The 25,483-nt window shown below is 69.9% G+C and carries 27 protein-coding genes; 10 read left to right on the top strand and 17 right to left on the bottom strand.

Translation table 11 applies throughout. The features are described 5' to 3' along the window. Positions 1–26: 26 nt before the first annotated feature. Positions 27–611, bottom strand: coding sequence for a DUF3617 domain-containing protein (locus tag V6M51_RS02025; protein ID WP_332764193.1), 585 nt, complete (start codon positions 609–611; stop codon positions 27–29). Between the two features lie 110 nt (positions 612–721). Continuing rightward, positions 722–1,288 carry a DUF3617 domain-containing protein gene (locus V6M51_RS02030; RefSeq protein WP_332764194.1) on the bottom strand — a complete coding sequence of 189 codons (567 nt, stop codon included), beginning with the start codon at positions 1,286–1,288 and terminating at the stop codon, positions 722–724. 97 nt (positions 1,289–1,385) lie between these two features. On the opposite strand from V6M51_RS02030, the gene V6M51_RS02035 reads away from it, so the two are divergent. Then, positions 1,386–1,658, top strand: a complete 273-nt coding sequence (locus tag V6M51_RS02035) for a GNAT family N-acetyltransferase (protein WP_332764195.1) — start codon at positions 1,386–1,388, stop codon at positions 1,656–1,658. A 335-nt stretch (positions 1,659–1,993) separates the two neighbouring features. Here V6M51_RS02035 and V6M51_RS02040 read toward each other — a convergent pair whose 3' ends face one another. Further along, entirely contained in the window at positions 1,994–2,320 is a 327-nt protein-coding gene (locus V6M51_RS02040; protein WP_332764196.1) for a hypothetical protein, read from the bottom strand. Between the two features lie 249 nt (positions 2,321–2,569). Further along, a complete protein-coding gene (locus V6M51_RS02045) occupies positions 2,570–2,860 on the bottom strand; it encodes a hypothetical protein (RefSeq protein ID WP_332764198.1) in 291 nt (96 codons plus the stop codon). 239 nt (positions 2,861–3,099) lie between these two features. Here V6M51_RS02045 and V6M51_RS02050 point away from each other — a divergent pair, with 239 nt between their 5' ends. The 3 genes from V6M51_RS02050 (at position 3,100) to V6M51_RS02060 (ending at position 4,876) form a co-directional block, all read left to right on the top strand. After that, positions 3,100–3,636: a 2'-5' RNA ligase family protein gene (locus V6M51_RS02050; RefSeq protein ID WP_332764199.1), complete on the top strand. Its 537-nt coding sequence runs from the start codon at positions 3,100–3,102 to the stop codon at positions 3,634–3,636. 489 nt (positions 3,637–4,125) lie between these two features. Beyond that, entirely contained in the window at positions 4,126–4,476 is a 351-nt protein-coding gene (locus tag V6M51_RS02055; RefSeq protein WP_332764200.1) for a UrcA family protein, read from the top strand. Positions 4,477–4,558: 82 nt separating this feature from the next. Beyond that, positions 4,559–4,876, top strand: coding sequence for a UrcA family protein (locus V6M51_RS02060; RefSeq protein WP_332764202.1), 318 nt, complete (start codon positions 4,559–4,561; stop codon positions 4,874–4,876). Between the two features lie 26 nt (positions 4,877–4,902). On the opposite strand, the gene uvrB is transcribed toward V6M51_RS02060, so the two are convergent. The 3 genes from uvrB to V6M51_RS02075 all read right to left on the bottom strand — a co-directional run bounded on the left by uvrB (position 4,903) and on the right by V6M51_RS02075 (position 8,102). Continuing rightward, the gene (gene uvrB, locus V6M51_RS02065) at positions 4,903–7,149 is read right to left on the bottom strand and encodes an excinuclease ABC subunit UvrB (protein ID WP_332764708.1); all 2,247 of its coding nucleotides are present in this window, start codon (positions 7,147–7,149) and stop codon (positions 4,903–4,905) included. Positions 7,150–7,276: 127 nt separating this feature from the next. Further along, positions 7,277–7,681 carry a hypothetical protein gene (locus V6M51_RS02070; protein WP_332764203.1) on the bottom strand — a complete coding sequence of 135 codons (405 nt, stop codon included), beginning with the start codon at positions 7,679–7,681 and terminating at the stop codon, positions 7,277–7,279. A gap of 238 nt (positions 7,682–7,919) precedes the next feature. Beyond that, positions 7,920–8,102 carry a hypothetical protein gene (locus V6M51_RS02075; protein WP_332764205.1) on the bottom strand — a complete coding sequence of 61 codons (183 nt, stop codon included), beginning with the start codon at positions 8,100–8,102 and terminating at the stop codon, positions 7,920–7,922. Positions 8,103–8,400: 298 nt separating this feature from the next. On the opposite strand from V6M51_RS02075, the gene V6M51_RS02080 reads away from it, so the two are divergent. After that, complete coding sequence (locus V6M51_RS02080) at positions 8,401–9,477, top strand: cell wall hydrolase (RefSeq protein ID WP_332764207.1); 1,077 nt, start codon at positions 8,401–8,403, stop codon at positions 9,475–9,477. Here the strand turns inward: V6M51_RS02080 and V6M51_RS02085 are convergent. Then, positions 9,474–10,415 carry a GlxA family transcriptional regulator gene (locus V6M51_RS02085; protein ID WP_332764209.1) on the bottom strand — a complete coding sequence of 314 codons (942 nt, stop codon included), beginning with the start codon at positions 10,413–10,415 and terminating at the stop codon, positions 9,474–9,476. The genes V6M51_RS02080 and V6M51_RS02085 overlap by 4 nt on opposite strands. 77 nt (positions 10,416–10,492) lie before the next feature. Here V6M51_RS02085 and V6M51_RS02090 point away from each other — a divergent pair, with 77 nt between their 5' ends. Together V6M51_RS02090 and V6M51_RS02095 are read left to right on the top strand one after the other, a co-directional pair. Further along, positions 10,493–11,182, top strand: coding sequence for a DJ-1/PfpI family protein (locus V6M51_RS02090; protein WP_332764211.1), 690 nt, complete (start codon positions 10,493–10,495; stop codon positions 11,180–11,182). Beyond that, positions 11,179–12,198, top strand: coding sequence for a DJ-1/PfpI family protein (locus V6M51_RS02095; RefSeq protein WP_332764213.1), 1,020 nt, complete (start codon positions 11,179–11,181; stop codon positions 12,196–12,198). The genes V6M51_RS02090 and V6M51_RS02095 overlap by 4 nt, the downstream gene beginning before the upstream one ends. A gap of 25 nt (positions 12,199–12,223) precedes the next feature. Here the strand turns inward: V6M51_RS02095 and V6M51_RS02100 are convergent, their stop codons facing one another. The 3 genes from V6M51_RS02100 to V6M51_RS02110 are packed head-to-tail and all read right to left on the bottom strand — an operon-like array spanning position 12,224 to position 13,950. Continuing rightward, a complete protein-coding gene (locus V6M51_RS02100; protein ID WP_332764215.1) occupies positions 12,224–12,439 on the bottom strand; it encodes a hypothetical protein in 216 nt (71 codons plus the stop codon). A gap of 57 nt (positions 12,440–12,496) precedes the next feature. After that, the gene (gene nadC, locus V6M51_RS02105; RefSeq protein ID WP_332764217.1) at positions 12,497–13,342 is read right to left on the bottom strand and encodes a carboxylating nicotinate-nucleotide diphosphorylase; all 846 of its coding nucleotides are present in this window, start codon (positions 13,340–13,342) and stop codon (positions 12,497–12,499) included. Next, on the bottom strand, positions 13,339–13,950 hold the full coding sequence (locus tag V6M51_RS02110; RefSeq protein ID WP_332764219.1) for a TetR/AcrR family transcriptional regulator: 612 nt from the start codon (positions 13,948–13,950) through the stop codon (positions 13,339–13,341). The genes nadC and V6M51_RS02110 overlap by 4 nt, the downstream gene beginning before the upstream one ends. A gap of 50 nt (positions 13,951–14,000) precedes the next feature. Here V6M51_RS02110 and V6M51_RS02115 point away from each other — a divergent pair, with 50 nt between their 5' ends. Continuing rightward, positions 14,001–14,594, top strand: coding sequence for a hypothetical protein (locus V6M51_RS02115; RefSeq protein ID WP_332764221.1), 594 nt, complete (start codon positions 14,001–14,003; stop codon positions 14,592–14,594). Here the strand turns inward: V6M51_RS02115 and V6M51_RS02120 are convergent. From V6M51_RS02120 to V6M51_RS02130, 3 genes are all read right to left on the bottom strand, one after another. Then, positions 14,582–16,090, bottom strand: a complete 1,509-nt coding sequence (locus V6M51_RS02120) for an L-aspartate oxidase (RefSeq protein WP_332764223.1) — start codon at positions 16,088–16,090, stop codon at positions 14,582–14,584. The two genes, V6M51_RS02115 and V6M51_RS02120, sit on opposite strands and share 13 nt — an antisense overlap. A 24-nt stretch (positions 16,091–16,114) precedes the next feature. Further along, positions 16,115–17,197 carry a quinolinate synthase NadA gene (nadA, locus tag V6M51_RS02125; protein ID WP_332764225.1) on the bottom strand — a complete coding sequence of 361 codons (1,083 nt, stop codon included), beginning with the start codon at positions 17,195–17,197 and terminating at the stop codon, positions 16,115–16,117. 157 nt (positions 17,198–17,354) lie between these two features. Further along, entirely contained in the window at positions 17,355–19,733 is a 2,379-nt protein-coding gene (locus tag V6M51_RS02130) for a hybrid sensor histidine kinase/response regulator (protein ID WP_332764226.1), read from the bottom strand. 204 nt (positions 19,734–19,937) lie between these two features. Between V6M51_RS02130 and V6M51_RS02135 the strand changes: the two genes are divergently transcribed. Together V6M51_RS02135 and V6M51_RS02140 are read left to right on the top strand one after the other, a co-directional pair. Next, positions 19,938–21,071 carry a cell wall hydrolase gene (locus V6M51_RS02135; RefSeq protein WP_332764228.1) on the top strand — a complete coding sequence of 378 codons (1,134 nt, stop codon included), beginning with the start codon at positions 19,938–19,940 and terminating at the stop codon, positions 21,069–21,071. A gap of 41 nt (positions 21,072–21,112) precedes the next feature. After that, positions 21,113–21,880, top strand: coding sequence for a PIG-L deacetylase family protein (locus tag V6M51_RS02140; protein ID WP_332764229.1), 768 nt, complete (start codon positions 21,113–21,115; stop codon positions 21,878–21,880). Here the strand turns inward: V6M51_RS02140 and V6M51_RS02145 are convergent. The 3 genes from V6M51_RS02145 to V6M51_RS02155 form a co-directional block, all read right to left on the bottom strand. Next, complete coding sequence (locus V6M51_RS02145) at positions 21,856–23,016, bottom strand: Gfo/Idh/MocA family protein (protein ID WP_332764230.1); 1,161 nt, start codon at positions 23,014–23,016, stop codon at positions 21,856–21,858. The two genes, V6M51_RS02140 and V6M51_RS02145, sit on opposite strands and share 25 nt — an antisense overlap. A gap of 94 nt (positions 23,017–23,110) precedes the next feature. Further along, entirely contained in the window at positions 23,111–23,596 is a 486-nt protein-coding gene (locus V6M51_RS02150; protein ID WP_332764232.1) for a GNAT family N-acetyltransferase, read from the bottom strand. Positions 23,597–23,634: 38 nt separating this feature from the next. Continuing rightward, positions 23,635–25,371, bottom strand: a complete 1,737-nt coding sequence (locus tag V6M51_RS02155; protein ID WP_332764234.1) for an N-acyl-D-amino-acid deacylase family protein — start codon at positions 25,369–25,371, stop codon at positions 23,635–23,637. Positions 25,372–25,483: the final 112 nt, after the last annotated feature.

A 25,483-nucleotide genomic window follows, 5' to 3' on the forward strand; every position in this document is an offset into this window, starting at 1 on the left:
GGGAGCAATTGGGGGCGTTCGCTTGCCTAGTCCGCCGCCGGCTTCTTCGCCGTCATCGCCTGCGAGATCGGCACGGCGTTGTCGTTGAAATTCACCGGCCCGACCTGTTTCAGGGTGCTCTCGTCGGGCTTGGGCTTCAGGCCCTCGATCCACATGTCGCCGGGCTGGTAGGGGACCGGGCAGGCTTCCTGGTACTTGGAATCTATGGCCACCGGCCGCGTCCCGTTGGCGGCCTTCAGCAGGGCGCCCGTGGTGGTCTGGGTCCCGCGCACCATGAAGCGATGGATGAAGTCGCCATAGACCACGCCCTTGGTGACCACCACGCCGTTGGTCCCCATGTCGCAGGTCGAGGTGAAGTCCCAGCCGCCGTCTTCGCGGCCCTTGAAGGTGTGGGCCTTGCAGGTCCCCCGGTTCATCTGGACGCCCCACCAGTCGGCGGTCTTGGCGACCTTGTCGTCGAGGCAGACATTGGTGACCTTGGCCAGAGGCCCGATCCGGACGTTCTGCTCCCACAGGCCCGGCTGGCGGTTCGGCGGAATGTCGGCCGAGCCGCAGGCGGCCAGCCCTATCCCGACAGAGCCGGCGAGCAACAGATGGCGCAGGCCGAACATGAGTCCCCTCCCTGGCCCCGCCGGAAACCGTAGGGGACGGTTCCTATGGCCGAGCTTGGATGACTTGAGCATGAACGCCCTGAGAAACCGTGAAGCTCCCTCGGTCCGGACTATTTTTTCGCCGCCGCGGCCGAGCCGCCCATGGCCAGCATGTTCATCTTCATGCCGTTGGGCATCTCCATGTCGCCGGGCTTGAAGTCGGCGGGGCAGGGGCCCTGCCAGGCGGCTTCCATGACCATCTTGCGCGCGCCATTCATCTGCGGCGCCCCGGCCCCCTCGGTCGTGGAGTCGGCCTCCATCCGATACTTGGAGCCGAAGTCGCCGGTGATGACCCCGGTGGTGGTGGTCTTGCCGCCCGACCCCATGTCGCAGGTCGATGAGAAGCTCCAGCCGCCGCCCAGCTTGGGGGTCATGGCGGTCTGGCTGCAGGCCTCCTGGCTCATCTGGCCGCCGACCACGGAGAGCTTGGCCTCGGCCGCCGCGTCCAGGCAGATGCGGGTGGTCTGGCTGAAGCCCTCCATGGACACGGTCTGGGTCCAGAGGCCGGGCTTGCGCCTGGGCATGGCGGCGGGCGCAGGCGCCGGGGCGGTGGCCGCGGCCGGCGCCGCGTCGCCCACGGCGGCGGTCTTGTCTTCCTTCTTGCCGCAGGCTGCGAGCGCCAGCAGCGCGACCGTCATCGTCAAAGCCCGCCGAACCATCGCCGCTCTCCCTGGAAGTGTGCGGATGCACGCTAGCCGGGATCGAATGGCCGAAGGAAGGGGTTATGATGTCGTCATGAGCGAGCTTCGAAACAACGTCGACGAACAGCGCTACGAGATGGACGAGAACGGGATGACATCCTGGGCCGACTACCGTCTCGTGGACGACCGGATCTATATCGACCACGTAGAGGCGCCGGTCCCATTGTGGGGCACGGGCGCCTCTGGCCGGCTGATGGCGGCGCTCGCCGCCGACATCCGCGCCCAGGGCCTGAAGATCACCCCGATCTGCGGCTATGCGGCGGCCTGGCTGCGCCGGAGCCAGGAGTTCCGGGATCTGGTTTCGTAGCCCTCTTCCTCCCACGTTTACGGGGGAGGGGGACCGCGCGTAGCGTGGTGGAGGGGACGAGACCGGACGCCGTGCGAGGGGCCGCCCCCTCCACCGCTTCGCGGTCCCCCTCCCCCACGAATGGGGGAGGAAAACAATCCTCTCCCCTTGCGGGAGAAGGCGGCCCTTCCGGGGGGGATGGGACCAGGCGGACCACGCTGCTTGTCTATCCCGCCGGCGCGCCAGAGGCGTGGGCGGGACGGGGCTGCGCGACCGTCCGTCGGGCGGACCCGACACCTTCTCCCGCAAGGGGAGAGGGGTAAGCTACGCAACCAACACAACAGTTCAGTGGCGCCTCAGCGCCCGGCGATGGCCCGGATGGTCATCAGCTTGGCGTCGCAATCGTCGGCCAGGCGACGCGCCAGGTCGCGCACGCCGGCCGGATAGGCCTCGCCGCCGTCGGCGATTTCGAAGGCCAGCTGCTCGACCTTGAGGATGGCTTCGTCCAGGGCGCCGATATGCTCGCGGGCCAGGCCCTTGGCCTCGGCCTGCAGGCGGCGGACGCGCTCGGAGACGCTCTCACGGGGCGCCAGGGCGACCTCGCGCGGACCGCCGGAAACACGGGTGGGGGCGACGTCGGACACCACGGTCAGGGCCGCCAGGGCTTGAACTCGATCGACCATCTACCTGCTCCATTGCTGCACACTCACGGAGCTAGGCAGCAGGAAGGGCGCCAACCGACAGAACGCGTTATGTGAGTGAGGCGCCGGCGCACCCAATTGCTCCCCTCCTGGGGGAGCTGTCGGCCGAATGGCCGGCTGAGGGGGACTTTGACTCGTCCCGTCGTGGATGAAGCCCCCTCCGTCTCGACGCCGCGCATCGAGCCACCTCCCCGAAACCGCGCTGCGCGCTGGGGGAGGAACTGGAGCCGCCTAGTTCCGCGACGCGATGGCCTCGATGGCCTGGACCTTGTGCTCGCAGTCCTCGGCCAGCCGGCGGGCGATGTCGCGCACCCCGGCGGGATAGGCCTCGCCGCCCTCGGCGATCTCGGCCGACAGGCGCTCGACCTCGATCAGGGCGGCTTCCAGGCTGCGGATGTGCTCGCGGGCCAGGCCCTTGGCCTCGGCCTGCAGGCGGCGGATGCGCTCGGAGAGCTCGTTGAGCTTCGGCGGGGCGATCTTAGGGGCCGAGTTGTCGGCCACGACGGAAAGCGGAGGCGACATATGTCCATCCCCGGGGCGCGCCTGTGGTCCCCCATGGACCGCTTCGACTTGGGACGCCCTTTGAAGTGCCTACGTTTGAGGTGGGGCCGAAGTTCCACCCGCGCCAGCAGATGGGTTGGCGTTAAGCACGACTATTCGCCCGGTGTTGAATTTGGGTGACACGCAGCGGTCCAGCTTCGCGCGTCTAGGTGGAGATCGGTGTAGCATCGCCGTTCAGCCGCCCGCGCGGGGGAGAACCCATGGAAGTGCTCGAAGTCGTCGCCAGACCCCAGTTTCACAAGGCCGAACTGGCCTGGCTGACCGACATCCGCCGCAAGCGCACCGGCAATCCCGGCCCGCCCAAGTTCACCCTGGTCTTCCCCGGCGCCCAGATGCCGCCCAAGGCCTTCGCCGAACTGGTCGCCGCCCAGGTCAAGGGCGTGGCGCCGATCCGCTTCCACCTGCGCTGCGCCCTGGTCGCGCCGGAGCCGGCGGTCGGGGGCTTCCACGTCTTCCTGATCCCGGACGAGGGGTTCGGCGCCATCGCCCGCCTGCACGACCGCCTGCACGTCGGCCCGATCGAGGCGGCCCTGCGCCCGGACATGCCCTACCTGCCGCACATCACCGTCACCACCGACCACGACTACGCCGCCGCCCGCAAGACCGCCGCGGCGATCAACGCCCGCGACCTCTCCATCACCGGCCTCATCGACACCCTGCAGGTCGAGCGCCGCCAGGGCGGGGTGGTGAGGGTGGTGGCGGAAATCCCGCTGGAGAAGGCGGGGTGGTTCGGGTGAGGCGGGGCGCTTCGCGCCTAGCCAAGCTTCCATTTCGTCTCAGCAACCTTAGCCATGTATAAAGCTTAGCTTTGGACATATTAAATAGTATTTATGTTCAATAAACATGATGACAGTTAATAGGATTAGAGTATATTTCAAATGCGGTAGTAATACTACCCGCAAGGGACGAAAACTCAATCACTTGCGATCCTAGACTGTAGGAGGGGGCATCATGGCTCTCCACTTACGTGTGCGCCTCTGGATCGGCAATCCAGGCGCGTTGTTTCGTAGGGTATGAAGCGGCGCGCCCGCGCCGCCTGACCATCCTCCCGGCCACGCTCGGCAAGCGTCCGCCGCCGCTCAAGCATAGTTCCCAACTCGATCCGCGCTCGGCCTGATCGCCGAGGAATTCACCTGGCGCTCGCTTCTGGTTGAGAGGGCGAGCGACAGCTTCCGCTCGCGCGGGTCCTTGACTGGAAGCCATCCACCAAAACGAGGGCTCAGACCATGAAATCGAAGCTAATCGCCATTGTGACCGCATCCGCCTTCCTGGGTGCGGCGTTCGCCGGAACCCCTGCGTTCGCGCAGGGGGAGCGGGCCGACATGAAGGTCGCCGTCGGTGACCTGAACCTGCACGCCGGGACTGGCGCCGAGCGGGCGCTGCGCCGCATCAAGTCGGCGTCCAAGGCCTTCTGTCAGGACACCGCGCGGGTGACGACCCTCCAGGAACGGTCGAACGCCCGGGCGTGCCGCGACAGGATGATGTATCTCGCCGTCAACAAGCTCGACGCGCCGCTGGTGACCGCCCGGTACGATGAATCCGGAGCACGGCCGCCGATCATTCTGGCGGAACGCTGAACCCCTAGGGGAGGGTGCGCCCGCGCACCTTCCCCCTCGGTTTCGAGACCCGCGCGGGCGCCCGCCCGACAGGGGGATCGCGATGAAACACCTGGCCTACCTCGTCACCATGTCGCTGCTGCTGAGCGGGGTCGCCCGCGCGGAATCGGCCATGGTCGTCAAGGTGCGGGATCTGAACCTGGACACCAAGGCCGGCGCCTATCTGGCCGTCCAGCGCATGAACGACGCCGCGTCGCTATTTTGCGACACCCGAGGCCTGGACGGCGTGCGTGAGATGGACGTGACCACCCTGAAGTGCCGCCGCGACATGGCGCAGCGGGCCGCGACCAAGCTCAGGGCCCCCACCGTGATCCGCCTGCAGACCGAGCTGCCGTCGGTGAGCCTGCTGGCGTTGCGCTAGGCGGGGGTGGCGGCGACCTCCAACTCCTACAACTTCCCCTTCCGGAACCGCTCCTGCGCCTCGGCCCGCGCCTCGGCCTTCACCCGCTTCACCGCGCCGCGATCCACCTCTTCGCCCGGCGCCGTGAGCACGTCGTTGGCGAATTCCAGGTCCAGCATCTTCAGCCGCTTGATCTCGTCGCGCAGGCGCGCGGCGGTCTCGAACTCCAGGTCGGCGGCGGCCTGGCGCATCTTGGCTTCGAGGTCGCGCAGGGTGGCCTTGAAGTTGTCGCCGAGGAACGGCTTGGAGTCCTCCGCCACCCCGGCGCTGACCAGCGGGCGGTCGCGCTCGTAGCCGCTGGCCAGGATCTCCTTGATGGAGCTCTTGATGCTCTCGGGGGTGATGCCGTGCTCGAGGTTGTAGATCTCCTGCTTCTCCCGGCGGCGGCTGGTCTCGGCCATGGCGCGTTCCATGGAGCCGGTGATGCGGTCGGCATAGAGGATCACCTGGCCGTCGACGTTGCGCGCGGCCCGGCCGATGGTCTGGATCAGGCTGGTCTCGGAGCGCAGGAAGCCCTCCTTGTCGGCGTCGAGGATGGCCACCAGGCCGCATTCGGGGATGTCGAGGCCCTCGCGCAGCAGGTTGATCCCCACCAGGGCGTCGAAGGCGCCCAGGCGCAGGTCGCGGATGATCTCGATCCGCTCCATGGTGTCGATGTCGGAGTGCATGTAGCGCACGCGCAGGCCCTGCTCGTGCATGTACTCGGTGAGGTCCTCGGCCATCTTCTTGGTCAGGACGGTGATCAGGCTGCGATAGCCCTTGGCCGTGGTCTGGCGGACCATGTCGATGACGTCGTCCACCTGGCTGAAGCCGCCGGTGGTCACCGGGCGCACCTCCACCGGCGGGTCGATCAGGCCGGTGGGGCGGATCACCTGCTCGGCGAAGACGCCGCCGGTGCGCTCCATCTCCCAGTCGCCCGGGGTGGCCGAGACGTGGACCGTCGCCGGCCGCATGGCGTCCCACTCCTCGAACTTGAGCGGGCGGTTGTCGAGGCAGGAGGGCAGGCGGAAGCCGTATTCCGCCAGGGTGAACTTGCGGCGGTAGTCGCCGCGGTACATGCCGCCGATCTGGGGCACCGACTGGTGGCTCTCGTCGACGAACAGCAGGCCGTTCTCGGGGATGTACTCGAAGAAGGTCGGCGGCGGCTCGCCGGTGCGGCGGCCCGACAGGTAGCGGCTGTAGTTCTCGATGCCGGCGCAGGAGCCGGTGGCCTGGATCATCTCGATGTCGAAATTGGTCCTCTGCTCCAGGCGCTGGGCCTCCAGCAGCTTGCCATTGGCCACCAGCCAGTCGAGGCGCTCCTTCAGCTCCGCCTTGATGGCGATGACCGCCTGGTTGAGGGTCGGCCTCGGCGTGACGTGGTGGCTGTTGGCGTAGATCTTGATCCCCTCAAGGTCGGCGGTCTTCTTGCCAGTCAGGGGGTCGAACTCGGTGACGGTCTCGATCTCGTCGCCGAACAGGCTGATGCGCCAGGCGCGGTCCTCGTAGTGGGCCGGGAAGATCTCGAGGGTGTCGCCCCGGCGGCGGAACGAGCCGCGCTCGAAGGCCGCGTCGTTGCGCTTGTACTGCAGGGCCACCAGGTCGCCCATCAGCCGCTTCTCGTCGATCCGCTGGCCGGGCTCCAGGGTCATGGTCATGGCCGTGTAGGTCTCGACCGAGCCGATGCCGTAGATGCAGGAGACCGAGGCGACCACGATCACGTCGTCGCGCTCGAGGATCGCCCGGGTGGCCGAGTGGCGCATCCGGTCGATCTGCTCGTTAATCGATGAGTCCTTCTCGATATAGGTGTCGGTCCGCGGGACGTAGGCCTCGGGCTGGTAGTAGTCGTAATAGGAGACGAAGAACTCCACCGCGTTCTCGGGGAAGAAGCTCTTCATCTCGGAATAGAGCTGGGCGGCCAGGGTCTTGTTGGGCGCCAGGATCAGGGCCGGGCGCTGGGTCTGCTCGATGACCTTGGCCATGGTGAAGGTCTTGCCGGAGCCGGTGACCCCCAGCAGCACCTGGTCGTGCTCCTTGCCCTCCAGCCCCGCCACCAGCTCGGCGATAGCCGTCGGCTGGTCGCCGGCCGGTTCGTAGTCGGAGACCAGCTTGAACCGCTTGCCGCCCTCGGACTTCTCCGGCCGCGCCGGGCGGTGGGGCTTCCACAGCATCGGCAGCGCGGTCTCGTCATAGTCGAAGGCGCCCGACATGTCGGCGACGCCAGCGGGGACGGTGGGTTCGGCGGAACGGGGCATGAACGCCAAGGTAGGATCGATCATGCCGCGATGCTAGCGCGCCGTGAGCCCAAACCTGTCAGCAGGGTGGCGGGACCTCGAGGGCGACCGCCAACTCGCCTCATCTCCCCTCGAGCGGGGAAGGAGGTTACTGACCTCTGGGCGCCCGGTGGGCTTCCGCCCGGCGTTCCAGGGCCTCGCACTTGACCGGCGTCACCACCGGCCAGGGGCCGGGGTCGGCGCCGATGCGACGGGTGGCTTCCTCCTCGGTGATCCCCTCGCGGGCCGCGAGCTGGGCGGCGGCGCGGTCGGCGAAGGCGCGGCCGGAACGCATGGCGATGTCGAAGCGGGCGCGAGCCTCGGGGTCGTCGCGGCGACGCAGGGCCAAGCCGCCCGAGCCCAGGGAGACCTGGGCGGCGTCGCGGCCCCAGTCGCTGGCGAAGGCCGGGGTGGCGCGCAGGTAGCGCTGCATGGCGCAGGCCTGCTGCACGCGCCAGCCGGCCGCGGGCGCGGCCTGGGCGGGCAGGGCCGCGCCGGCGAGAATCAGAACCAAGACCACCTGTTTCAGCATCGGGCGAAACTAGCGGTCAGAAATACGGCGCCCCCGTGGCGGCGATCGCGACGACCGCGATCAGGACCGCCAGGGCGAAGGTGACGTGAAGCACGGCGAACTCCCCCAAGACTCGCTTCCTTGACGGATACGAGTCTGGGGGAGCGCCCGGACGCACGCATGACCCAACCGGACTATGCGGCGTCCTTCGGTCCTCGCCCGGCCGGCGAGGACCCTGTGGCTATTTGTCGGTCGCCTTGCTGACCACCGTGCCCACGGCGGCGCCGGCGACGGCGCCGACCGGACCACCGACCACCGCCCCCGTGGCGGCGCCTGTGGCGGCGCGCTGTTCCACATTGTGCCCGCAGGCGGCCAGGGTCAGGGCCAGGCCCGCGGCGGCGATCAAGGTCAGGGTCTTGTGCATAGGTTCAGCTCCAGAAGCTTCAAGCGTCGCAACGGGAACGGCGGGCTAAGGCGGAGGTTCCGGAAGGCCTCTGGGGGTGCGCGTTAAGCTTAACCCACGGAAATATCTCATGCTGCACTGCAATATAAGCTTGCGAATCGTGGCCAAGCCTGTCAGAAACACATCAACTTCGCCGTAGCCTGCCATCCCACGTGTACTCGGACAGGCTCTGGTCACAACGCCGCCAGCATGAGCAGGGGCCTTGTGACGACGATGTCTGGGGGCGCGACCGCCCTCGTCACACGGGACTAGATTTCCTTTGCAATTCAGTATCAAGGCGCGCGCCGATCGGCGTGCGTCAATCAGCGCTGCGTTGATCGGCTCCGGCATCGGCCTTGCGCTCGGCGCGGCCTACATGGCCGGCGGCATGGCGCGCGCCGCCTCCGACCACGCCCGGGCCGAACGCCTCGCCGAGGCGGCGGCCGGCGGCTTCTCCGAATCCGTGTTGCAGCGCGAAGCCGCCGCCATGGATCCAGGGGTGCTGCGCGTGGCCCGCCGCCACGACCCGTTCACCATGTCCATCACCGGGACCGAGGCCGTCGAGCGCGACCGTCAGAGCGTCGACCTGGCCGCTCGGCTGGACGCCGCCCCCGTCGCGGCCCAACCCCTCAAGCAGCGCGCTGCCTTCGTCCGTCCCGCCGCGCCGTTCCATGCGTCCGGCGCGCTCAGCGCCTCCCGCGAACTCGAATGCCTGACCCAGGCGGTCTATTTCGAGGCCCGCGGCGAGACCCCGGCCGGCCAGGCGGCCGTGGCCCAGGTGGTGCTGAACCGCGTGCGTCACCCGGCCTTCCCCAAGAGCGTCTGCAGCGTGGTCTATCAGGGCGCGGCCCGCAGCCGCGGCTGCCAGTTCAGCTTCGCCTGCGACGGCTCCATGCGCCGGGGCCGCGAGGCCGGGGCCTGGCTCCGCGCCCAGCGGGTGGCGGCCAAGGCCCTGTCGGGGGTGGTGATGGCCAGCGTCGGCGACTCGACCCACTTCCACACCACCAACGTGGCGCCGAACTGGGGGCCGCGCATGCTGCGCACCGCCCAGGTGGGCCTGCACGTCTTCTATCGCTTCGGCCGCGACGCCGGACGCTCCTATGCCGCGGGCCGCAAGGTTCCGGCGCCGGAGCTCACGGCCGAGCCGACCTATGCCAGCTTCACCTCCGCGCCGGGGATTCCCGCGCCGACGGAGATCGCCGGCGAACTGCGGTTGTCCTCGGCGGTGACCGTCGAGCCCAAGATCGAGACCCCCGCCGCCACGCCGGACGCGGCCAAGGCCGAACCCGCCGCCGGCAAGGTGACCCCCACCAGCGCCCCGATCCCGCCCAAGCCGCAAGCCTCGACGCCGTCCTAGGCCCGGGCGGCCCGCCTCAGCGCCTGTGGCGGCTGGCCGAAGGCGCGTAGGAAGGCGCGGCGCATCCGCTCGGGATCGCCGAAGCCCGAGCTTTCCGCCACCCGGTCGATGGGCTCCGACGAGCTCTCCACCCGCTCGCGGGCGGTCTCCAGCCTTAGCCGCTCCACCGCCTTGGCCGGGGTGAGGCCGGTCTCGGCGGCGAAGGCGCGGGCGAAATGGCGCGGACTCATGGCCGCCCGATCGGCCAGGCGCTCCACCGGCAGGTGCTCGGCGATGCGCTCGCGCATCCAGTCCAGCAGCGTGGCGAAGCGGCCGCCCTGGCCGCCCATCTCGATCAGGGCCGAGAACTGCGACTGGCCGCCCGGACGGCGGTGATAGACCACCAGCTGCTGGGCCACCGCACGGGCGATGGGCTCGCCCAGGTCCTCGGCGATCAGGGCCAAGGAGAGATCGATCCCCGCCGTGATCCCGGCCGAGGTCCAGATATCGCCGTCGCGCACGAAGATGCGGTCGGGCTCCATCCTCACCCGGGAATAGCGCCGCGCGAAGTCCGGACAGCGCTGCCAGTGGGTGGTGGCGCGCCGGCCGTCCAGCAGCCCAGCCTCCGCCAGCAGGAAGGCGCCCGAGCAGACGCTGGCCGTGCGCCGGGCCTGGCCGGAGGCCGCGCGGATCCAGTCGAGCAACGAGGTCTCGAACATCGCCGCGCGGGTCCCGTCGCCGCCGGCGACCACCAGGGTGTCCAGCGGAAGGTCGGCCAAGGCCTCGGCGGCCATGGCCGCCCGCGACGAGGAGGTCACCAGGCCCGGCTCCTTCGCCATGATCCGGATGTCGTAGCTGCCCGGGGCATAGCGCTCGGCGATCTCGAAAGCGGCGATGGGCCCGGCCGCATCGAGGATCTGGAAGTTCGGGAAGATCAGGAGGCCCAGTTTGCGCGGCATGGCAGTTTCCGAGGGAAGATTGTCATTTCAGCCGAACGCTAGGCCGCGCACCATGGCTCGTCAAATAGGAGGCTTCCATGGCCGAACTGCAGATCGTCATCCCGCTCTATCCCGACGTCACCCACCTGGACTTCACCGGTCCGCACCAGGTGCTGTGCCGGTTGCCCAATTCGAAGGTGACGGTGGCCTCGATGGGCGGCCAGGACATCACCGCCGACGGCCTGACCTTCGGAAACCTCGCCGACCTGTCCAAGGTCGAGCATTGCGACCTGCTGTGCGTGCCGGGCGGCTTCGGCGCCACCGACGCGATGCTGGACGAGGCCTTCATGGCCGAAATCCGCCGGCTGGGGACGGGCGCCAAGTACCTGACCAGCGTCTGCACGGGCTCGCTGATCCTGGCGGCGGCCGGCTTCCTGCGCGGCAAGCGCAGCGCCTGCCACTGGGCCTGGCGCGAGCTGCTGCTGCCGTTCGGGGCGATCGTCGACGAGAGCCGGGTGGCGCGCGACGGCAACATCATCACCGGAGGCGGGGTGACCGCGGGGCTCGACTTCGCCTTCGTCATGGTCGCCGAACTGGCCGGCGAGGACTTCGCCAAGACCCTGCAGCTCAGCCTGGAATACGCCCCGGCGCCGCCCTTCCAGTCAGGCCGGCCGGAGCTGGCCAGCCCCGAGATCCTGGCCACCGTCCGCGCGTTCCTGGATCGCGGCAAACAGGCCCGCAGCGAGGCCGCGCAGAAGGCCGCCGACCGGCTGGAGCCGGCCCTATGATCCGCGGCCTGATCCTCGCGGTCATCCTGACCCTGGGCCTGGCCTCGCCGTCGTTGGCCAAGCCCTTGGTGGCCATCCTCGCCGATCCCTCCGGCGCCGAGATCACCGACCTGACCGCCCCTTTCGCGATCCTGACGGAATCCGGCGCGGTGGAGGTGAAGGTGGTCTCCTCCACCGCCGAACCGGTGCGCCTGATGCCGGGCGTGGCCTGGGTGCGTCCGCAAGAGACCCAGGCCTCCTTCGACCGCCGCTATCCCGGCGGGCCCGACATGATCATCGTGCCCTTCATCATGGACACGAGGAACCCGGAGCGGGCGGCCTGGCTGCGCACGCAGGCCAAGCGCGGCGTACGGATCGTCTCGATCTGCGACGGAGCGCTGGTGCTGGCCGAGGCCGGATTGCTGGACGGCCGTCAGGCCACCGCCCATTGGGCCTCGCACGGTAAGCGGGTGAAGGCCTATCCGGCGGTCGCCTGGCGCCAGGACGCCCGCTGGGTCACCGACAGGAAGATCACCACCAGCGCCGGGGTCAGCGCCTCGGCCCCCGCCGCGCTCGCCCTGCTGGCCGAACTGGCGGGCGAGGAGACCATGCTCGGTACGGCTCGGCGCATGGGCCTGCCTGCGCCCAGCCGCGACCATGACGCCACCGCTTACCAGCTGACCATCGAGGCGATGGGAACCGCCGCGGGCAATGCCTCGGCCTTCTGGCGGCACGATCAGGTGGCGCTGAAGCTGGAGGATGGCTTCGACGAACTGGCCTTCGGCGCGGCCCTGGACGGCTGGACGCGGACCTACCGCGCCAAGGCCTGGGCGGTGGCGCCGGGCGGGGCGACCTCCCGCGGCGGGCTGACGATCTACGGCGCCGACAAGCCGCCGACCTTCAGCCGGACCCTCAAGCTGACCTCCGGCCAGCCGATCGAGGCGATGCTGGAAGCCGTGGGCGAGGCCTATGGCGAGGCGACCGAACGCTTCGTGGCCCTGCAGCTGGAACACCCGCTGTGGCTGGCGAGCCGGTAGCTCGCCGCGCAAGGCCTTGATCGGCTCAACGATCCTGGGTGCGGGCGTGAACGGTGTCGACGTTCTGGTGGATGTTTCCCTGGCGGCCTTGCTGCCTCAGGTTCACGTCGCCGTCGCCGGGCTGAGACGAGCGCAGGCTGATCTTGCCGTCGCGGCGACCGTGGGCCGAGCCGGTGATAGCGGGCCGGCCGCCTCGGAAGGACTGTTGTTCCTTGGGGATCGGGGGCGCCTTCGAAGTCATGTGCGGGCTCCTTCCTGTGCGAAAGAAACCCGCCCCCGGACGACCCGGTTCCTAAGGCTAGGCCGCGTCCAGGCCGATATCCAGCACCGGGGCGGAGTGGGTCAGGGCCCCGACGCTGATCACGTCGACCCCGCTCTCGGCGATCGTGCGGACGGTCTGCAGGTTGACCCCGCCGGAGGCCTCCAGGACCACGCGGCCCGCGGTCAGGGCCACGGCGCGGACCAGGTCCTCGGGGCTGAAATTGTCCAACATGATCACGTCGGGGGCGAAGGGCAGGGCCTCCTCGAGCTGGCCCAGGCTGTCGACCTCGACCTCGATCTTCATCAGGTGGCCGGCTGCGGCGCGGGCGCGCTTCAGGGCCTCGCCGACCCCGCCGCAGGCCGCCACATGGTTGTCCTTGATCAGGATGGCGTCATCCAAGCCGAAGCGGTGGTTCAGGCCGCCGCCGCAGCGCACGGCGTACTTCTCCAGATGGCGCAGGCCCGGCGTGGTCTTGCGGGTGTCGGCGACGCGCGCCCTGGTCCCGGCCACGGCGTCCACATAGGTCTGGGTCAGGGTCGCCACGCCCGAGAGCCGGCCCAGCAGGTTGAGCGCCGTACGCTCGGCCGAGAGGATCGCGCGGGCGTTTCCCTCGACGCGCGCCAGGACGGCGCCGGCCTCCACCCGGTCGCCGTCGGCGGCCAGGGTCTCGAACCGCGCGGTGGGATCGAGCGCCGCCACGGCGAGGCGCGCGCAGGCCAGGCCCGCGACCACGCCCGACTGCCGGACCGCGAACATCGCCGACAGCCGTGCCTCGGCCGCGATGCAGGCCTGGGCGGTGACGTCGCCGGCGCGGCCGAGGTCCTCGGCCAGGGCGGCGCGGACCACGGGTTCGATCAGCAGGTCGGGAAGGGGCGGGGTCATGCGGTTCGTCCGGCGGCGTCGTGGGTGAGGCCCGTCAGGAAGCCTCGGATCAGGGTGAGGGTCGCGGCGCGCACCTCAAGGCTGGCGGCGGCGGGGTCGGCGGCCACGGCGATGCGCAGGGCGCCTTGCACGAAGGCCCCGAACACCAGGTGCGAGAGGGTCGGCACGATTTTCTGGTCCATCAGTCCGGCTTCGGCCAGGTGGCCCATGGCGTGGGCGATCAGCCCGATACAGACCGGCTCCTGCAGGGCGATCCAGCGCTCGAAGCCCAGGACCGAGGGGCCGTCGATCAGCAGCAGGCGCCGCGCGTCGGCGGCCTCATAGGCGTCGAACATCTTGCCGCCGCCGATGACGATCTCCTCGAGTGCATGCGGACTCTCGGCCATGGTCGAGAGGTCAACATAGCGGGCGACGTCGGCCATGACGGCGTCGCAGGCCGCCCGGAACAGGTCGGTCTTGTCCTTGAACTGGTAATAGACCGCGCCCTTGGTGAGCCCCGCGGCGGCGGCCACCTCGTCGACGGAGACCGCCGCGTAGCCGTTCTCGGCGAACAGGCGGCGAGCCTCAACCACCAGGCGGTCGCGATTGGTCAGCGGCTGGCTTGACATCATACTCTCAGTATGTCGATCATACCGGCGGTATGACAGAGGGCTATTCCATGCGTATTCCGACCTGGTCGATCGTTGTGGCGTCGGCGTTCGCCGCGCTTTGTCTGGGGGTCGGCTGGACCGTGGCGAGCGGCGGTTGGACCCATGAAGGCGCCCTGGCGGGGGCGCGGATCACGGCGCGCTGGTCGTTCATCTGGTTCCTGGCCGCCTGGACGGCGTCGGCCCTGGCCAGGTTGTGGCCGGGCGGCTGGCGCGGCGTGCTGCTGCGCCGGCGACGCGCCGTGGGCCTGGCCTTCGCAGCCAATCACGGGGTCCACCTGGTCTTCATCTTCATGGCGGTGGGCGTGTTCCACGAGCCGCGCGGCTTGCCGGTGCTGATCGGCGGCGGCCTGACCTATCTGTTCATCGCGGCCATGGCGGCGACGTCCAACAACTGGGGCCTGCGGACCCTGGGGCCGAAGGGCTGGAAGATCCTGCACACCGCCGGGGGGCTGATGGCGCTGATCGTCTTCACCAACAGCTATGCCGGCCGACTGATGACCAAGCCGGAACTGGCCATACCGGCGCTCAGGCTGATCGTGCTGGCGGTGGGGCTGAAGCTGGCCGCCACGGCCAAGACCCGGCTCACGCCTCAAGCCGCCTGAGACGTCGGCGCGCCCTCCAGCGAGATGAAAGTGCGGCGGCGCTCGTCCTCGGCGACCCCGTCGGCCCGGAAATGGGCGCCCAGGCTGGCCTTGCGGGCCAGCGCGGCGGCGGCCACCAGCCGGGCGGCGACCAGGGACGGCGCGCGGCCGTGGGCGGCTTCCAGGGTGTCGATCTCGGCCAGCAGCCGGGTCAGGCCCGCGGCGTCGCGCACCACGCCGGCGTCGCGGCTCATGGCGATCCGCAGCTGGGCCACGGCGGCCTCGGGCAGGTCGGGGGCGGCCACGGCGCGCAGGGGGCGGGTTCCCGGATCGCGGGCGTCGCGGGCGGCCTCGCCCGCCCGAGCTCCGAACACGGCGGCTTCCAACAGCGAGTTCGAAGCCAGGCGGTTGGCCCCATGCACCCCGGTCGAGGCGCATTCGCCCGCCGCATAGAGGCCGGGCAGGCTGCTGGCGCCGTGGGCGTCGGTGACGATTCCGCCCATGTGGTAGTGGCAGGCCGGCGACACCGGGATCGGCTGGACGCGCGGATCGACGCCGCCCGACAGGCAGGCGGCGAACACCGCCGGGAATTCCTCGGGGAAGTGGGCGCCGACCGCCAGGCGCGCGTCCAGGAAGGCGCCGCGTCCAGCCTCGCGCTCGGCATGGATGGCCCGGGCCACCACGTCGCGCGGGGCGAGCTCGGCGTCGGGATGGTAGCCGGCCATGAAGGCCTCTCCCGCCGCATTGATCAGCTTGGCGCCCTCTCCGCGCAGGGCCTCGGTGGCCAGCGGCGCGGGATCGCGGCCGATGTCGATGGCGGTCGGGTGGAACTGGACGAACTCGGGATCGGCGATCTGAGCCCCGGCCAGGGCGGCCAGGCCCAGGCCCTCGCCGCGCAGTTCCGGCGGGGTGGTGGTGATGGCGTAGAGCCCGCCGACGCCGCCCGTGGCCAGGATGGTGGCGGGGGCGGTGATCTCCGTCAGCCGGCCGTCCTGCTCGACCACGACGCCGCGCACGCGGCCCTCGGCGTCCTGCAGCAGGCCGCGCAGCCGGGCGCCGGACCGGACCTGGATGTGACGGGCCGAGAGCGCGGCCTTGACCACGGCGTCCATGATGGCGCGGCCGGCCTGGTCGCCCTTCACCCGGGCGACGCGCGAGCGGCTGTGGGCGGCCTCCAGGCTGGTGGCGAACTCACCCCGGGCGTCGCGGTCGAACGGCGCGCCCAGGGCCGCCAGCCTGCGCACGGCGGCGGGGCCTTCCTCGGCGAGCAGGCGGGCCATGTCGGCGTCGACCAGGCCCGCGCCGGCGGCGACGGTGTCGGCGGCGTGCAGGGCGGGCGCGTCGTCGGCCGACAGGGCCGCGGCCATGCCGCCCTGGGCCCAGGCCGAGGAGCAGCCGTGGTTCAGCGGCGCCCCGGTGAGCACCAGGACCTTGCGCGGGGCGGCGGCGAGCGCGGCGGAGAGGCCGGCTAGCCCGGCGCCCACGATGAGGACGCCGTCATGCTGGATGCGGTCCATGGGGACCTCCTATCCGCCTGAGCTCTAGATGAGCTCGACGTCGACATGGTGGCGCGCCTTGATCAGGTCGTAGCGCGCCGGGACGAGGGGCGGGGGCAGGTCGATCATGCGTTGGACGGACAGGCGGGCGCGTTCGGCGATCACCGGATCGACCAGCACCTCGTGCTGGTTCTTGACCAGGGCCTCGTAGATGTTCTCCAGGCTGATGCGCTTCATGTGCGGGCACAGGTTGCAGGGGCGCACGAACTCGGTCTCCACTGCGTCGATGGCCACGTTGTCGGCCATGGAGCACTCGGTGATCAGCACCACCTGCTTTGGCTTCCGGGTCAGGACGTAGTCGTTCATCGCCGCCGTGGAACCGGCGAAGTCGGCGACTTCCAGCACCTCGGTTGGGCATTCCGGGTGGGCCAGGATCTGGGCGTCCGGATAGGCGGCCTTGAGCTCCAGGATGTCGGCGGCGTTGAAGCGCTCGTGCACCTCGCAGCGGCCCTTCCAGGCGATGATGCCGACCGTGGTCTGGCGCGCCACGTTGCGGGCCAGGAACTCATCGGGGATCAGGATCACCCGGTCGACGGCCCACTCGCGGGCCACGTGCTCGACCACCTGGACGGCGTTGGCGCTGGTGCAGCAGACGTCGGTCTCGGCCTTCACGTCGGCGGTGGTGTTGACATAGGTGACCACCGGCAGGCCCGGATAGCGCTGCTTGATCAGGCGCACGTCGGCGCCGGTGATCGAGGAGGCCAGGCTGCATCCCGCGCGCAGGTCGGGGATGAGCACGGTCTTGTCGGGCGAGAGGATCTTCGAGGTCTCGGCCATGAAGTGCACGCCGGCCTGGACGATGATCTTGGCGTCCGACTTGGCGGCTTCCTTGGCCAGGCCCAGGCTGTCGCCGACATAGTCGCCGACCCCGTGGAAGATCTCGGGCGTCATGTAGTTGTGGGCCAGGATGACCGCGTTCTTCTCGCGCTTCAGGCGGTTGATCTCGGCGATCAGCGGGGCCTGGAGGCGCCACTCCATAGGCGTGACGTGGCGCTTCACCTTTTCCCAGAGGGGAAGGGTGGCGGCTTCGACAGCGGGCGTAAACGCGAATTGCGATCCGTCAGCCATGGCGTCCTCCTTATGCTCACAATGAGCATTTCATCGGCCTCAAAAAACGCCGCGGGATGTCTGCAGCGCCCCGTCGGCGTCTTGATTATGCTCAAAGGGAGCAAAACCGATGGCAGACATATAGACCCGCGTTCGGTCGGGGGCAAGTCACGCATTGTCACGAAATTGTTTCGGAGTTCCGTCCCATGGTCCGCCGGATGGCCGCGGCCAGGACGTCGGCCGAATACGGCTTGCGCAGCAAGGGCCAGGGCGCGCCATCGGCCGAGTTCATCGCCTCGGCGGTATAGCCCGACGACAGGATCACCGGCAGGCCGGGGCGCAGGGCGACTGCCTCGTGGGCCAGGTCCACCCCCGACTTGAGGCCTGGCATGACCAGGTCGGTGATCATCAAGTCCGCCGCCTGTCCGCCCCGCAGCAGGTCGAGCGCCGCGGTGGTCCCGCCGGCTCGCACGACGTGGTGGCCGATCTCGACGAGCATGGCCGTCACCATGTCGGCGACCTCCGGATCGTCCTCGACCAGCAGGATGGTCAGGGCGGGACCGCCGGGCGAGACTCCGGCCACGGCGGCCCGCGGCGCGGGATCGGCCTCGGTCGCTGTCTCGGCCTGCGCGCGCACTCGGGGCAGGTAGAGGCGCACCGCCGCGCCCTGTCCTGGCGCGGTGTCGATCGCCACCCCGCCGCCGCTCTGGCGCGCGAAGCCGTAGACCTGGGAGAGGCCGAGGCCCGTGCCCTTGCCGACCTCCTTGGTGGTGAAGAAGGGCTCGAACACCCGTCCGACGATGTCGGGCGTCATGCCGACACCGGTGTCGCGGACGGTCACGCTGACATAGGCGCCGGCCGCTATCTCGGGCGCCTCGCCCTCGGCCAGTTCGCAGGGGGCGGTTTCGATCCGGATCGCGCCGCCCTGGTCGACGGCGTCGCGAGCATTGACCACCAGATTCATCAGGGCGGCCTCGAACTGGCTCGGATCGATCATCGCCACCGCCTCGCCGGCGCCCGGCGACACGGTCAGGACCGCGGTCTCGCCCGCTGCGCGGCGCAGCAGGGGCTCGCTCTCAGCCACCAGCCGGTCGATCTGCACCGCCTCGGGCTTCAGGGCCTGGCGCCGCGAGAAGGCCAGCAACTGCTGGGTCAAGCGCTCGCCGCGCCGGGCCGCGTTCTGGGCCGCCTCCACCATGCGTTCGCGGCGGGCGGCGTCCTCCGGATGGCGTTGCATCAGGTCCAGGGCGCCGATGATCACCGTCAGCAGGTTGTTGAAGTCGTGGGCCACCCCGCCGGTGAGTTGGCCCACCGCCTCCAACCTCTGGGCATGCCGCAGTTGGGCCTCGACGGCGTCGCGCTCGGCCAGCGCCGCCTCGATGCGCTCGGCCAGCAGGTCGTTGATCCGCATCAGGTCGGCCTCGGCCTGCTTGGCGCCGGTGACGTCGAAGCCGATGCCGATGAAGCCGATAAACTCCTGGGTCGGGCCGTATCGGGGCTGGGATATCGACCGGATCCACCGCCATTCGCCGTCGACGCGCCGATAGCGGGCTTCCAGGGTGAAGGCCGCCCGCGAGGCCTCGCCGGCGACCTGCTCCTTGAGGATGCGGGGCAGGTCTTCTTCGTGCAGCCGCTGACGCCAGTCGAAATTGATCGCCTCGTCGTAGGAGACCCCGAGATAGTCGACATAGGCCTGGTTTACGAACTCGCGCTTGCCATCGGTCTTGGAGACCCACAACAGGACCGGGGCGCTGTCGGCCAGGGCCCGGAAGCGCGCTTCGCTCTCGCGGACCCGCTCGAAGGCCAGTCGGCGCTCGGTGATGTCGATGTTCACCCCCATGGCGCGCACCACACGACCCTGGTCGTCGCGGAACATCTCACCGCGGGTCAGCAGCCATCGGACCTGACCATCGGGCCAGATCACCCGGTATTCGGTCGGGTTCATCCGCCCGACGCGGACAGCTTCGAGATTGCTCAGGCGCAAGGCCTCGCGGTCGTCGGGGTGGACGGCCTTCAGCAGCTCGCCCATGCGCGCCGGACTGTCCGGCGACAGGCCGAGGTTCTTGTAGAGCGTCGGCGACCAGCGGCCCTCGCCGGTCACCAGGTCCCAGCTCCACAGGCCGACATCACCGGCGTCCTGCGCCAGTTGCAGGCGCGCCTCGCTCGCGTCCAGCTCGATCTGGGCCTCGCCCAGGCGCACCAGCACGCCGCGCAGCGCCGCCGCCACCAGTACGGTCACCGCTCCGGAAAGGCCGAACATGATCGCCACCGCCGGTCCCGACAGGCCGGCGGGCAGGGCGTTGGGGAAGATCAGCCCTGCCAGCAGGGCGAAGGCCAGCGTGGCCCAGCCCCAGCGCTGGCCGGCATAGAGGGTGGCGATGATGAAGGCCGGGAAATAGGTGACCGAGAGACCGAGCGCGTAGTCCCAGCCGAGGATCGCGCCACGGCTGCCGATCGCCGCCGCCATGGCCGCGACACTGATCGTCGCGGCCCGGATCAGGGACGGCGAGCGCCTTGGCACGAGCCGAAGCGGCCACTCGACGGGGGTCAGCGGCAAGAGAGGCTCCTAGGGCCGGCCTCGAATGCGAGCCAGCGGCGGGAGCATGCGAGGGTGCGTGACGCCAGGCAACACTCGATATCTGCGGGCAAGAACCCTATTTTGGCCCGGTTCGTGCTGCAGAACCCCACGCCCTAGCTAATCTGGAACACAAGCCGCGCCGTGAAATCTCTTGCGTCTCATAAGTCCTGGATCGCCGCGGCGATGGCGATCGTCGCCACCGCGGCGGTGCTGTGGGGCTGCGTGGACGCCTTCACGGCCGCCCGGGGCGCGGCGAAGAGCCCGGTCGTGGGAGTCCAGGCGCAGCCGCTGACCTATCGCGCCATCACCCGGCTGAAGGGCGAGATGGACCCGGCCATGCTGGCGGTGGCCAACCGCCACGACATCGGCCGCCATGCCGACCTCTGGGGCCGGCCGATCGGCTGGACGACCCTGAACCTGGACGAGATCCCGGACCTTGGCCTGAATACGGAACTCGCGGAAACAGCCGAGGAAATCAACGAGCTGCGGTCGTTCTCGAAGCTGCCGATCCGGCCGATGAAGCCGTTCCATCTCAAGGCCGACGGCGCCGACCGCGCGCGCGCCCTCCGCTGCCTGTCCCAGGCGGTCTACTACGAGAGCGCCCGCGAACCCCTGCTCGGCCGCGAGGCCGTGGCCCAGGTGGTGCTCAACCGGATGCGTCATCCGGCCTATCCGAAATCGATCTGCGCCGTGGTCTATCAGGGCTCGGCTCGGGCCACCGGCTGCCAGTTCAGCTTCACCTGCGACGGGTCGCTGGCCTACGCGCCGGAGGCCAGCCTCTGGCGCCAGGCCCAGGAGATCGCCAGGCGCGCCCTCGACGGCCACGTGACCAAGGCCGTGGGCTCGGCCACCCATTATCACGCCAGTTATGTCGCCCCGTACTGGGCCCCGACCCTGGTCAAGATGAAGCAGGTCGGCCTGCACATCTTCTATCGCTGGACCGGCCCCTGGGGCGAACCGGCGGCCTTCACCGGACGCTACGCCGGCGGCGAGGCCTATATCTCGCCCACCATCCTGGGCGGCATCGACCAGAGGACACAGGGCCTGGATCCCGAGACCCAGGGCATTGGCGGCGGTCGCCAGGTGACCCTGGCCGTGGCCGGCGAGGTGCGGACCTATAATGTCGCCGACGCCTCGGCGACTGGGGGTGAGAAGACCCGCGTCCTGGGCACGCTCTACGCGCCGCGCCGCAAGCCCAGCGCCGCGGAGATCAAGGAAATCAACGCCTCCCTGGCGGCGATGGAGCGCGCGCCGCCGCCTGCGCCCACGCCCGCCGCGCCCGCCAGCGACGGCCAGGACGGCGCGAGCCTGCAATAGGCCGATTGACGCCGCGCGCGGCCACGGCAAGGCTCGGCGGCATGGCGATAGTGCTGGCGATCCACGCCCATCCCGACGACATCGAGACCCTGGGCGCTGGGACCCTGGCGGTGCTGGCGGGGCTGGGCCACACGGTGAAGATCGCCACCGTCACCGCGGGCGACCTTGGCTCATCGGAGATGGACCAGGCGCAGACCGCCCGAACCCGGCACGCGGAGGCCACGGCGGCGGCCGCCCTGATCGGGGCCGACTATCGCTGCGGCGAGGTCGGCGATCTCTGCGTGTTCAACGACGACCCGACCCGGCGGCGGGTCACCGAGCTGGTGCGCTGGGCCGCGCCGGACGTGGTGCTCACCGCCTCGCCGGCCGACTACCATCCCGACCATGAGGCGGTGAGCCAGCTGGTTCGCGACGCCTGTTTCGCGGCCTCGGTGCCCAACTATCGCACCGGGCCCGCGGCGCCCCTGGCGGGGATCCCGCACCTCTATTTCATGGACCCCATCGGCGGGCGGAACCGGGAGGGCGTGCGGATCGTCCCCGACTTCGGCGTCGACATCGCCGCCGTGTTCGAGACCAAGCGGGCCATGCTGGCCGCCCATGTCAGTCAGGTCGGGTGGGTCGCGCGTCAGCACGGGATTCCCGACCAGATCCAGTCGATGGAGGCCTGGTCGCGGCGGCGCGGTCGGGATTTCGGGACCGAGATGGCCGAGGGTTTCCGCCAGTACCGCCACCATCCCTATCCGGCGACGCCGCGGCTGCAGGAGCTGGTGGGCGCGGCCCTGCTTCAGGCGCCCCGCGCGGCGTCATAGCGGGCCCACATCGGGGCGCAGTCCAGCATCTCGCCGCGCGCCATGGCCTCGTCGATGGCCATGACCGTCAGGCCGGCCTCCATGGAATCGAAGGGGGTCACCGGGAAGGTGTCGCGGCCCTCCAGGGCGGCGAGCAGGTCGCGGGCCATGGACTGGTCGGCGCCGTTGTGGCTGTCCTCGGTGCGGTTTCCGTATTCGATCCGCTCGGGCTTGCCGCGGTCCATGGCCTTGCGGAACATCAGCTTGTTGCGGACCAGATCGGCGATCAGGGTCCCGTCGGTCCCCGCCAGGTACCAGCGCCGCTCGGGCAGGGCCACGTGGCTATTGGCGTGGAAGGAGAGCCGCACGCCGTTGTCGTACTGGACCAGCGCCGTCTGGTGATCGGTGACGTCCATGTCGGACTGGAAGGCGTCGTTGGCGCCGCCCCAGCCGGCGTCGCGCAGGGCGTAGGCGGGTTGGCCGTCGCTATAGACCCGGGGCGCGTCGGCCCGCGCTGGGGTGAAGATGTCCCGGCCCCCAAAGCTCGCCACCTTGGCGGGGCGACCGCCGGCCAGCCGCCCGAAGATATCGAAATCGTGGCAGACCTTGTCCAGCAGGTAGGAGCCGCCATAGGCCTGCTTGCGCCGCCAGTTGCGGGCCAGATAGCCGCCGTGCTCGGGCGGCAGGTGCTCGGTGGCGTCGATGGAGACGAGGGTTCCCAGGTCGCCCGCGTCCACCCGGGCGATGGTCTCGCGCACGATCGACATCGAGCGCATGACCAGGCCGATGAACAGCGGCGGGGCGCCGCCCTTGGCCAGGCGGGCGGCGAGCTCCAGGGTCTCGTCCTCGGTCCGCACGATCGGCTTTTCGGCGAAGATCGGGAAGCCGGCGTCGAGCGCCAGGTTGAGATGCTCGAAATGCAGGTGGTTGGGCGTGCCGATCATCACCAGGTCATAGGGTCCGCCCGCCAGCAGTTCGGACACGTCGGCGCAGACCCGGCCCTGATCGATCCCGACCGCCGCCAGGATCGGCGCGCCCACCGGGGCGGGGTCCACATGGGCGGCGACCTCCAGGCTCCAGCCGACCTCCTTCATGGCGGCCAGGACATGGGCGATCCGCTGGCCCAGGCCGATGACGCCGATGCGATAGGTCTTCATGGGCCGGGCTCCGATTTCGAGGGGCAAGCTTAGCGGCAAGGACGCAGACCGCCAGGGCGCCGCGCGTCCTTCTCCCGCAAGGGGAGAAGGGAGGTTAGCCGTTGAAAGCTTCCGGATAGGCGACGGTCACCGGGGTATCCAACGCGCCGTCCTCCAGGGCGATGGCCATGAAGGCCGGGCTGCCCGAGAAGGGGGAGGTGACGGTCTTGGCCGCCTCGGCGGTGAAGCCGAACTTCGGATAGTAGGCGGGATGGCCCAGGACGATGACCGCATGGGCGCCGAACTCGCGCGCGGTCTCCAGGGACGCCTTCATCAGCCGCTTGCCGACCCCGTCCTTCTGGCGGTCGGGGCGCACGGCCAGCGGCGCGAGGGCGGCGTAGAGATGGGCGCTGTCGGCCCACAGGCGGCTGTAGAGGATGTGGCCGACGATCTCCCCGGCGTCCTCCTCCACCAGTTCGAAGACCACGTCGCCGCAGGCGCGCAGGCGCTCGACCAGGTCGGCCTCGTCGGTCTTGGCGAAGGCGGCGACGACTACCTCGCGGATGGCGGGATGGTCGGCCTGGCGGGCATGGCGGATCATGCCCTCAGCATAGGGCAGGTCCCGGAGAGGGGAAGCGTCTACTCGGCGGCCATCGCGACCGGCGATGCCTGCGGTCCGCGGATCAGCTTGCCCGGCAGGTCGCCGGTGGCCTCGCCGTTCTCGAAGGTGACGACGCCCGAAACCACGGTGGCGCGATAGCCGTCGGCGCGCTGCACCAGCCGGCGGCCGTCGGCGGGCAGGTCGAACACCATTTCCGGGGCGCGGATCGACAGGGCCTCGAAGTCGATGACGTTCAGGTCGGCCTTCATCCCCGGCGCGACCACGCCCCGGTCGTTGAGGCCGTAGAGCTTGGCGGTGTCGCGGGTCTGCATGGACACCACCTTCTCCAGCGACAGGCGCTCGCCGCGCGCCCGGTCGCGGACCCAGTGGGTCAGCATATAGGTCGGGAAGCTGGCGTCGCAGATCACGCCGCAATGGGCGCCGCCGTCCGACAGGCTGAGCACCGTGGCCGGATGATGCATCATCTCGGCGATATGGTCGAAGTTGAACTGGGCGTAGTTCAGCAGCGGCAGGTAGATGTAGCCGCGCCCGTCGTTCTCCATGAGCATGTCATAGACGATCTCGTCAGGCTTGCAGCCGGCGCGCTCGGCCTCCGCGGCGATGGAGTCCTCGGCGCGGGGCTCGTAGTCGAGCTGACCGTTCCGCTCCAGGCGGAACATCGTCTTGAAGCCGTGGGTCAGGATCGCGCCGATCCCGGGCGGCGGCGGGGCGTCCTCGGACAGGATCGCCTCGCGCACGGCGGGGTCCTTCAGGTGAACCAGGCGTTCGGCGAACGGCAGGTGGGCGATGGCGCGATAGGCGCTCTTGCGGACGAAGGGATGCACGGTCGACTGCCAGCCTAGGACCATGCCGGTGGGGCGGCAGGCGATCTGGGCGGTGATGTTGGCGCCCTCGGCGCGGGCCTTGTCGGTGAGGGCCAGCATGTCGCGCCATTTGTCCGGCGCGCCTGGCGACTGCAGCAGGCCGTAGGTCACCGGCAGCCCGGTCTTGGCCGCGAAGGCGGTCATCCAGGCGAATTCGTCCTCCGGGATGGCCATGTCGGAGGCCATCTCGAACACCCCGTGGCCGGCCTGGCCCAGGGCCTCGCCGATGCCGATCATCTCGTCGGCGCCGGCGAAGGTGCCGGGCATGGCCTCGCCGTCCTTGGCGCGGTGGAGCTGGGTGCGCGAGGTGGAGAAGCCCAGCGCCCCGGCCTCGACGGCCTCACGGGTGATCTTGGCCATCTCGACGATGTCTTCAGGGGTGGCCGGCTCGTTGCGCGCGCCGCGCTCGCCCATGACATAGGCCCGGATCGCCCCGTGCGGGGCCTGGGTGGCGATGTCGAGCACGCGGGGCTTACGCTCCAGGCTGTCCATGTATTCCGGGAAGGTCTCCCAATCCCACTTGATGCCCTCGGCCAGGGCCGCGCCGGGGATGTCCTCGACCGACTCCATCAGGCCGATCAGCCAGTCGTGGCGATCGGGCCGGGCCGGCGCGAAGCCGACGCCGCAATTGCCCATGACCACGGTGGTGACGCCGTGCCAGCAGGAGGGCGACAGATAGGCGTCCCAGGTGGCCTGGCCGTCATAGTGGGTGTGGATGTCGACCCAGCCCGGGGTGACGATCAGGCCCGCGGCGTCGATCTCGCGGCGTCCCTTGGCGGCAACCTCGCCGACCTGGGTGACCAGGCCAGCGTCCACCGCCACATCGGCGCGTCGGGGCGGGACGCCGGTTCCATCGACCAGCATGCCGTTACGGATGACCAGATCGTGCATCGTTCCCTCCCGGGGATGTTTCGAGCACGGTGTGCTTGTTACGCCCGGTCACTCAAGCGGGTTGTTGGCGGGGCTTTGCGACCTGGCCTCTGCACGGATTTGCGGGACGTCC

Origin of the sequence: Phenylobacterium sp., assembly GCF_036677185.1 — a bacterium.
Lineage (GTDB): Bacteria > Pseudomonadota > Alphaproteobacteria > Caulobacterales > Caulobacteraceae > Phenylobacterium.

Bases quoted from the DNA above. Each gene is read 5' to 3' on its own strand.
- V6M51_RS02040 (WP_332764196.1), bottom strand. From the start codon at position 2,320: ATGGTCGATCGAGTTCAAGCCCTGGCGGCCCTGACCGTGGTGTCCGAC.
- V6M51_RS02145 (WP_332764230.1), bottom strand. From the start codon at position 23,016: ATGAAGACCTATCGCATCGGCGTCATCGGCCTGGGCCAGCGGATCGCC.
- V6M51_RS02115 (WP_332764221.1), top strand. From the start codon at position 14,001: ATGCGTATTCCGACCTGGTCGATCGTTGTGGCGTCGGCGTTCGCCGCG.
- V6M51_RS02055 (WP_332764200.1), top strand. From the start codon at position 4,126: ATGAAATCGAAGCTAATCGCCATTGTGACCGCATCCGCCTTCCTGGGT.
- V6M51_RS02075 (WP_332764205.1), bottom strand. From the start codon at position 8,102: ATGCACAAGACCCTGACCTTGATCGCCGCCGCGGGCCTGGCCCTGACC.
- V6M51_RS02045 (WP_332764198.1), bottom strand. From the start codon at position 2,860: ATGTCGCCTCCGCTTTCCGTCGTGGCCGACAACTCGGCCCCTAAGATC.
- V6M51_RS02085 (WP_332764209.1), bottom strand. From the start codon at position 10,415: ATGCCGCGCAAACTGGGCCTCCTGATCTTCCCGAACTTCCAGATCCTC.
- V6M51_RS02150 (WP_332764232.1), bottom strand. From the start codon at position 23,596: ATGATCCGCCATGCCCGCCAGGCCGACCATCCCGCCATCCGCGAGGTA.
- V6M51_RS02050 (WP_332764199.1), top strand. From the start codon at position 3,100: ATGGAAGTGCTCGAAGTCGTCGCCAGACCCCAGTTTCACAAGGCCGAA.
- V6M51_RS02100 (WP_332764215.1), bottom strand. From the start codon at position 12,439: ATGACTTCGAAGGCGCCCCCGATCCCCAAGGAACAACAGTCCTTCCGA.
- V6M51_RS02030 (WP_332764194.1), bottom strand. From the start codon at position 1,288: ATGACGGTCGCGCTGCTGGCGCTCGCAGCCTGCGGCAAGAAGGAAGAC.
- V6M51_RS02025 (WP_332764193.1), bottom strand. From the start codon at position 611: ATGTTCGGCCTGCGCCATCTGTTGCTCGCCGGCTCTGTCGGGATAGGG.
- V6M51_RS02110 (WP_332764219.1), bottom strand. From the start codon at position 13,950: ATGTCAAGCCAGCCGCTGACCAATCGCGACCGCCTGGTGGTTGAGGCT.
- V6M51_RS02035 (WP_332764195.1), top strand. From the start codon at position 1,386: ATGAGCGAGCTTCGAAACAACGTCGACGAACAGCGCTACGAGATGGAC.
- V6M51_RS02155 (WP_332764234.1), bottom strand. From the start codon at position 25,371: ATGCACGATCTGGTCATCCGTAACGGCATGCTGGTCGATGGAACCGGC.
- V6M51_RS02140 (WP_332764229.1), top strand. From the start codon at position 21,113: ATGGCGATAGTGCTGGCGATCCACGCCCATCCCGACGACATCGAGACC.
- V6M51_RS02120 (WP_332764223.1), bottom strand. From the start codon at position 16,090: ATGGACCGCATCCAGCATGACGGCGTCCTCATCGTGGGCGCCGGGCTA.
- nadC (WP_332764217.1), bottom strand. From the start codon at position 13,342: ATGACCCCGCCCCTTCCCGACCTGCTGATCGAACCCGTGGTCCGCGCC.
- V6M51_RS02060 (WP_332764202.1), top strand. From the start codon at position 4,559: ATGAAACACCTGGCCTACCTCGTCACCATGTCGCTGCTGCTGAGCGGG.
- nadA (WP_332764225.1), bottom strand. From the start codon at position 17,197: ATGGCTGACGGATCGCAATTCGCGTTTACGCCCGCTGTCGAAGCCGCC.
- V6M51_RS02095 (WP_332764213.1), top strand. From the start codon at position 11,179: ATGATCCGCGGCCTGATCCTCGCGGTCATCCTGACCCTGGGCCTGGCC.
- uvrB (WP_332764708.1), bottom strand. From the start codon at position 7,149: ATGCCCCGTTCCGCCGAACCCACCGTCCCCGCTGGCGTCGCCGACATG.
- V6M51_RS02090 (WP_332764211.1), top strand. From the start codon at position 10,493: ATGGCCGAACTGCAGATCGTCATCCCGCTCTATCCCGACGTCACCCAC.
- V6M51_RS02135 (WP_332764228.1), top strand. From the start codon at position 19,938: ATGGCGATCGTCGCCACCGCGGCGGTGCTGTGGGGCTGCGTGGACGCC.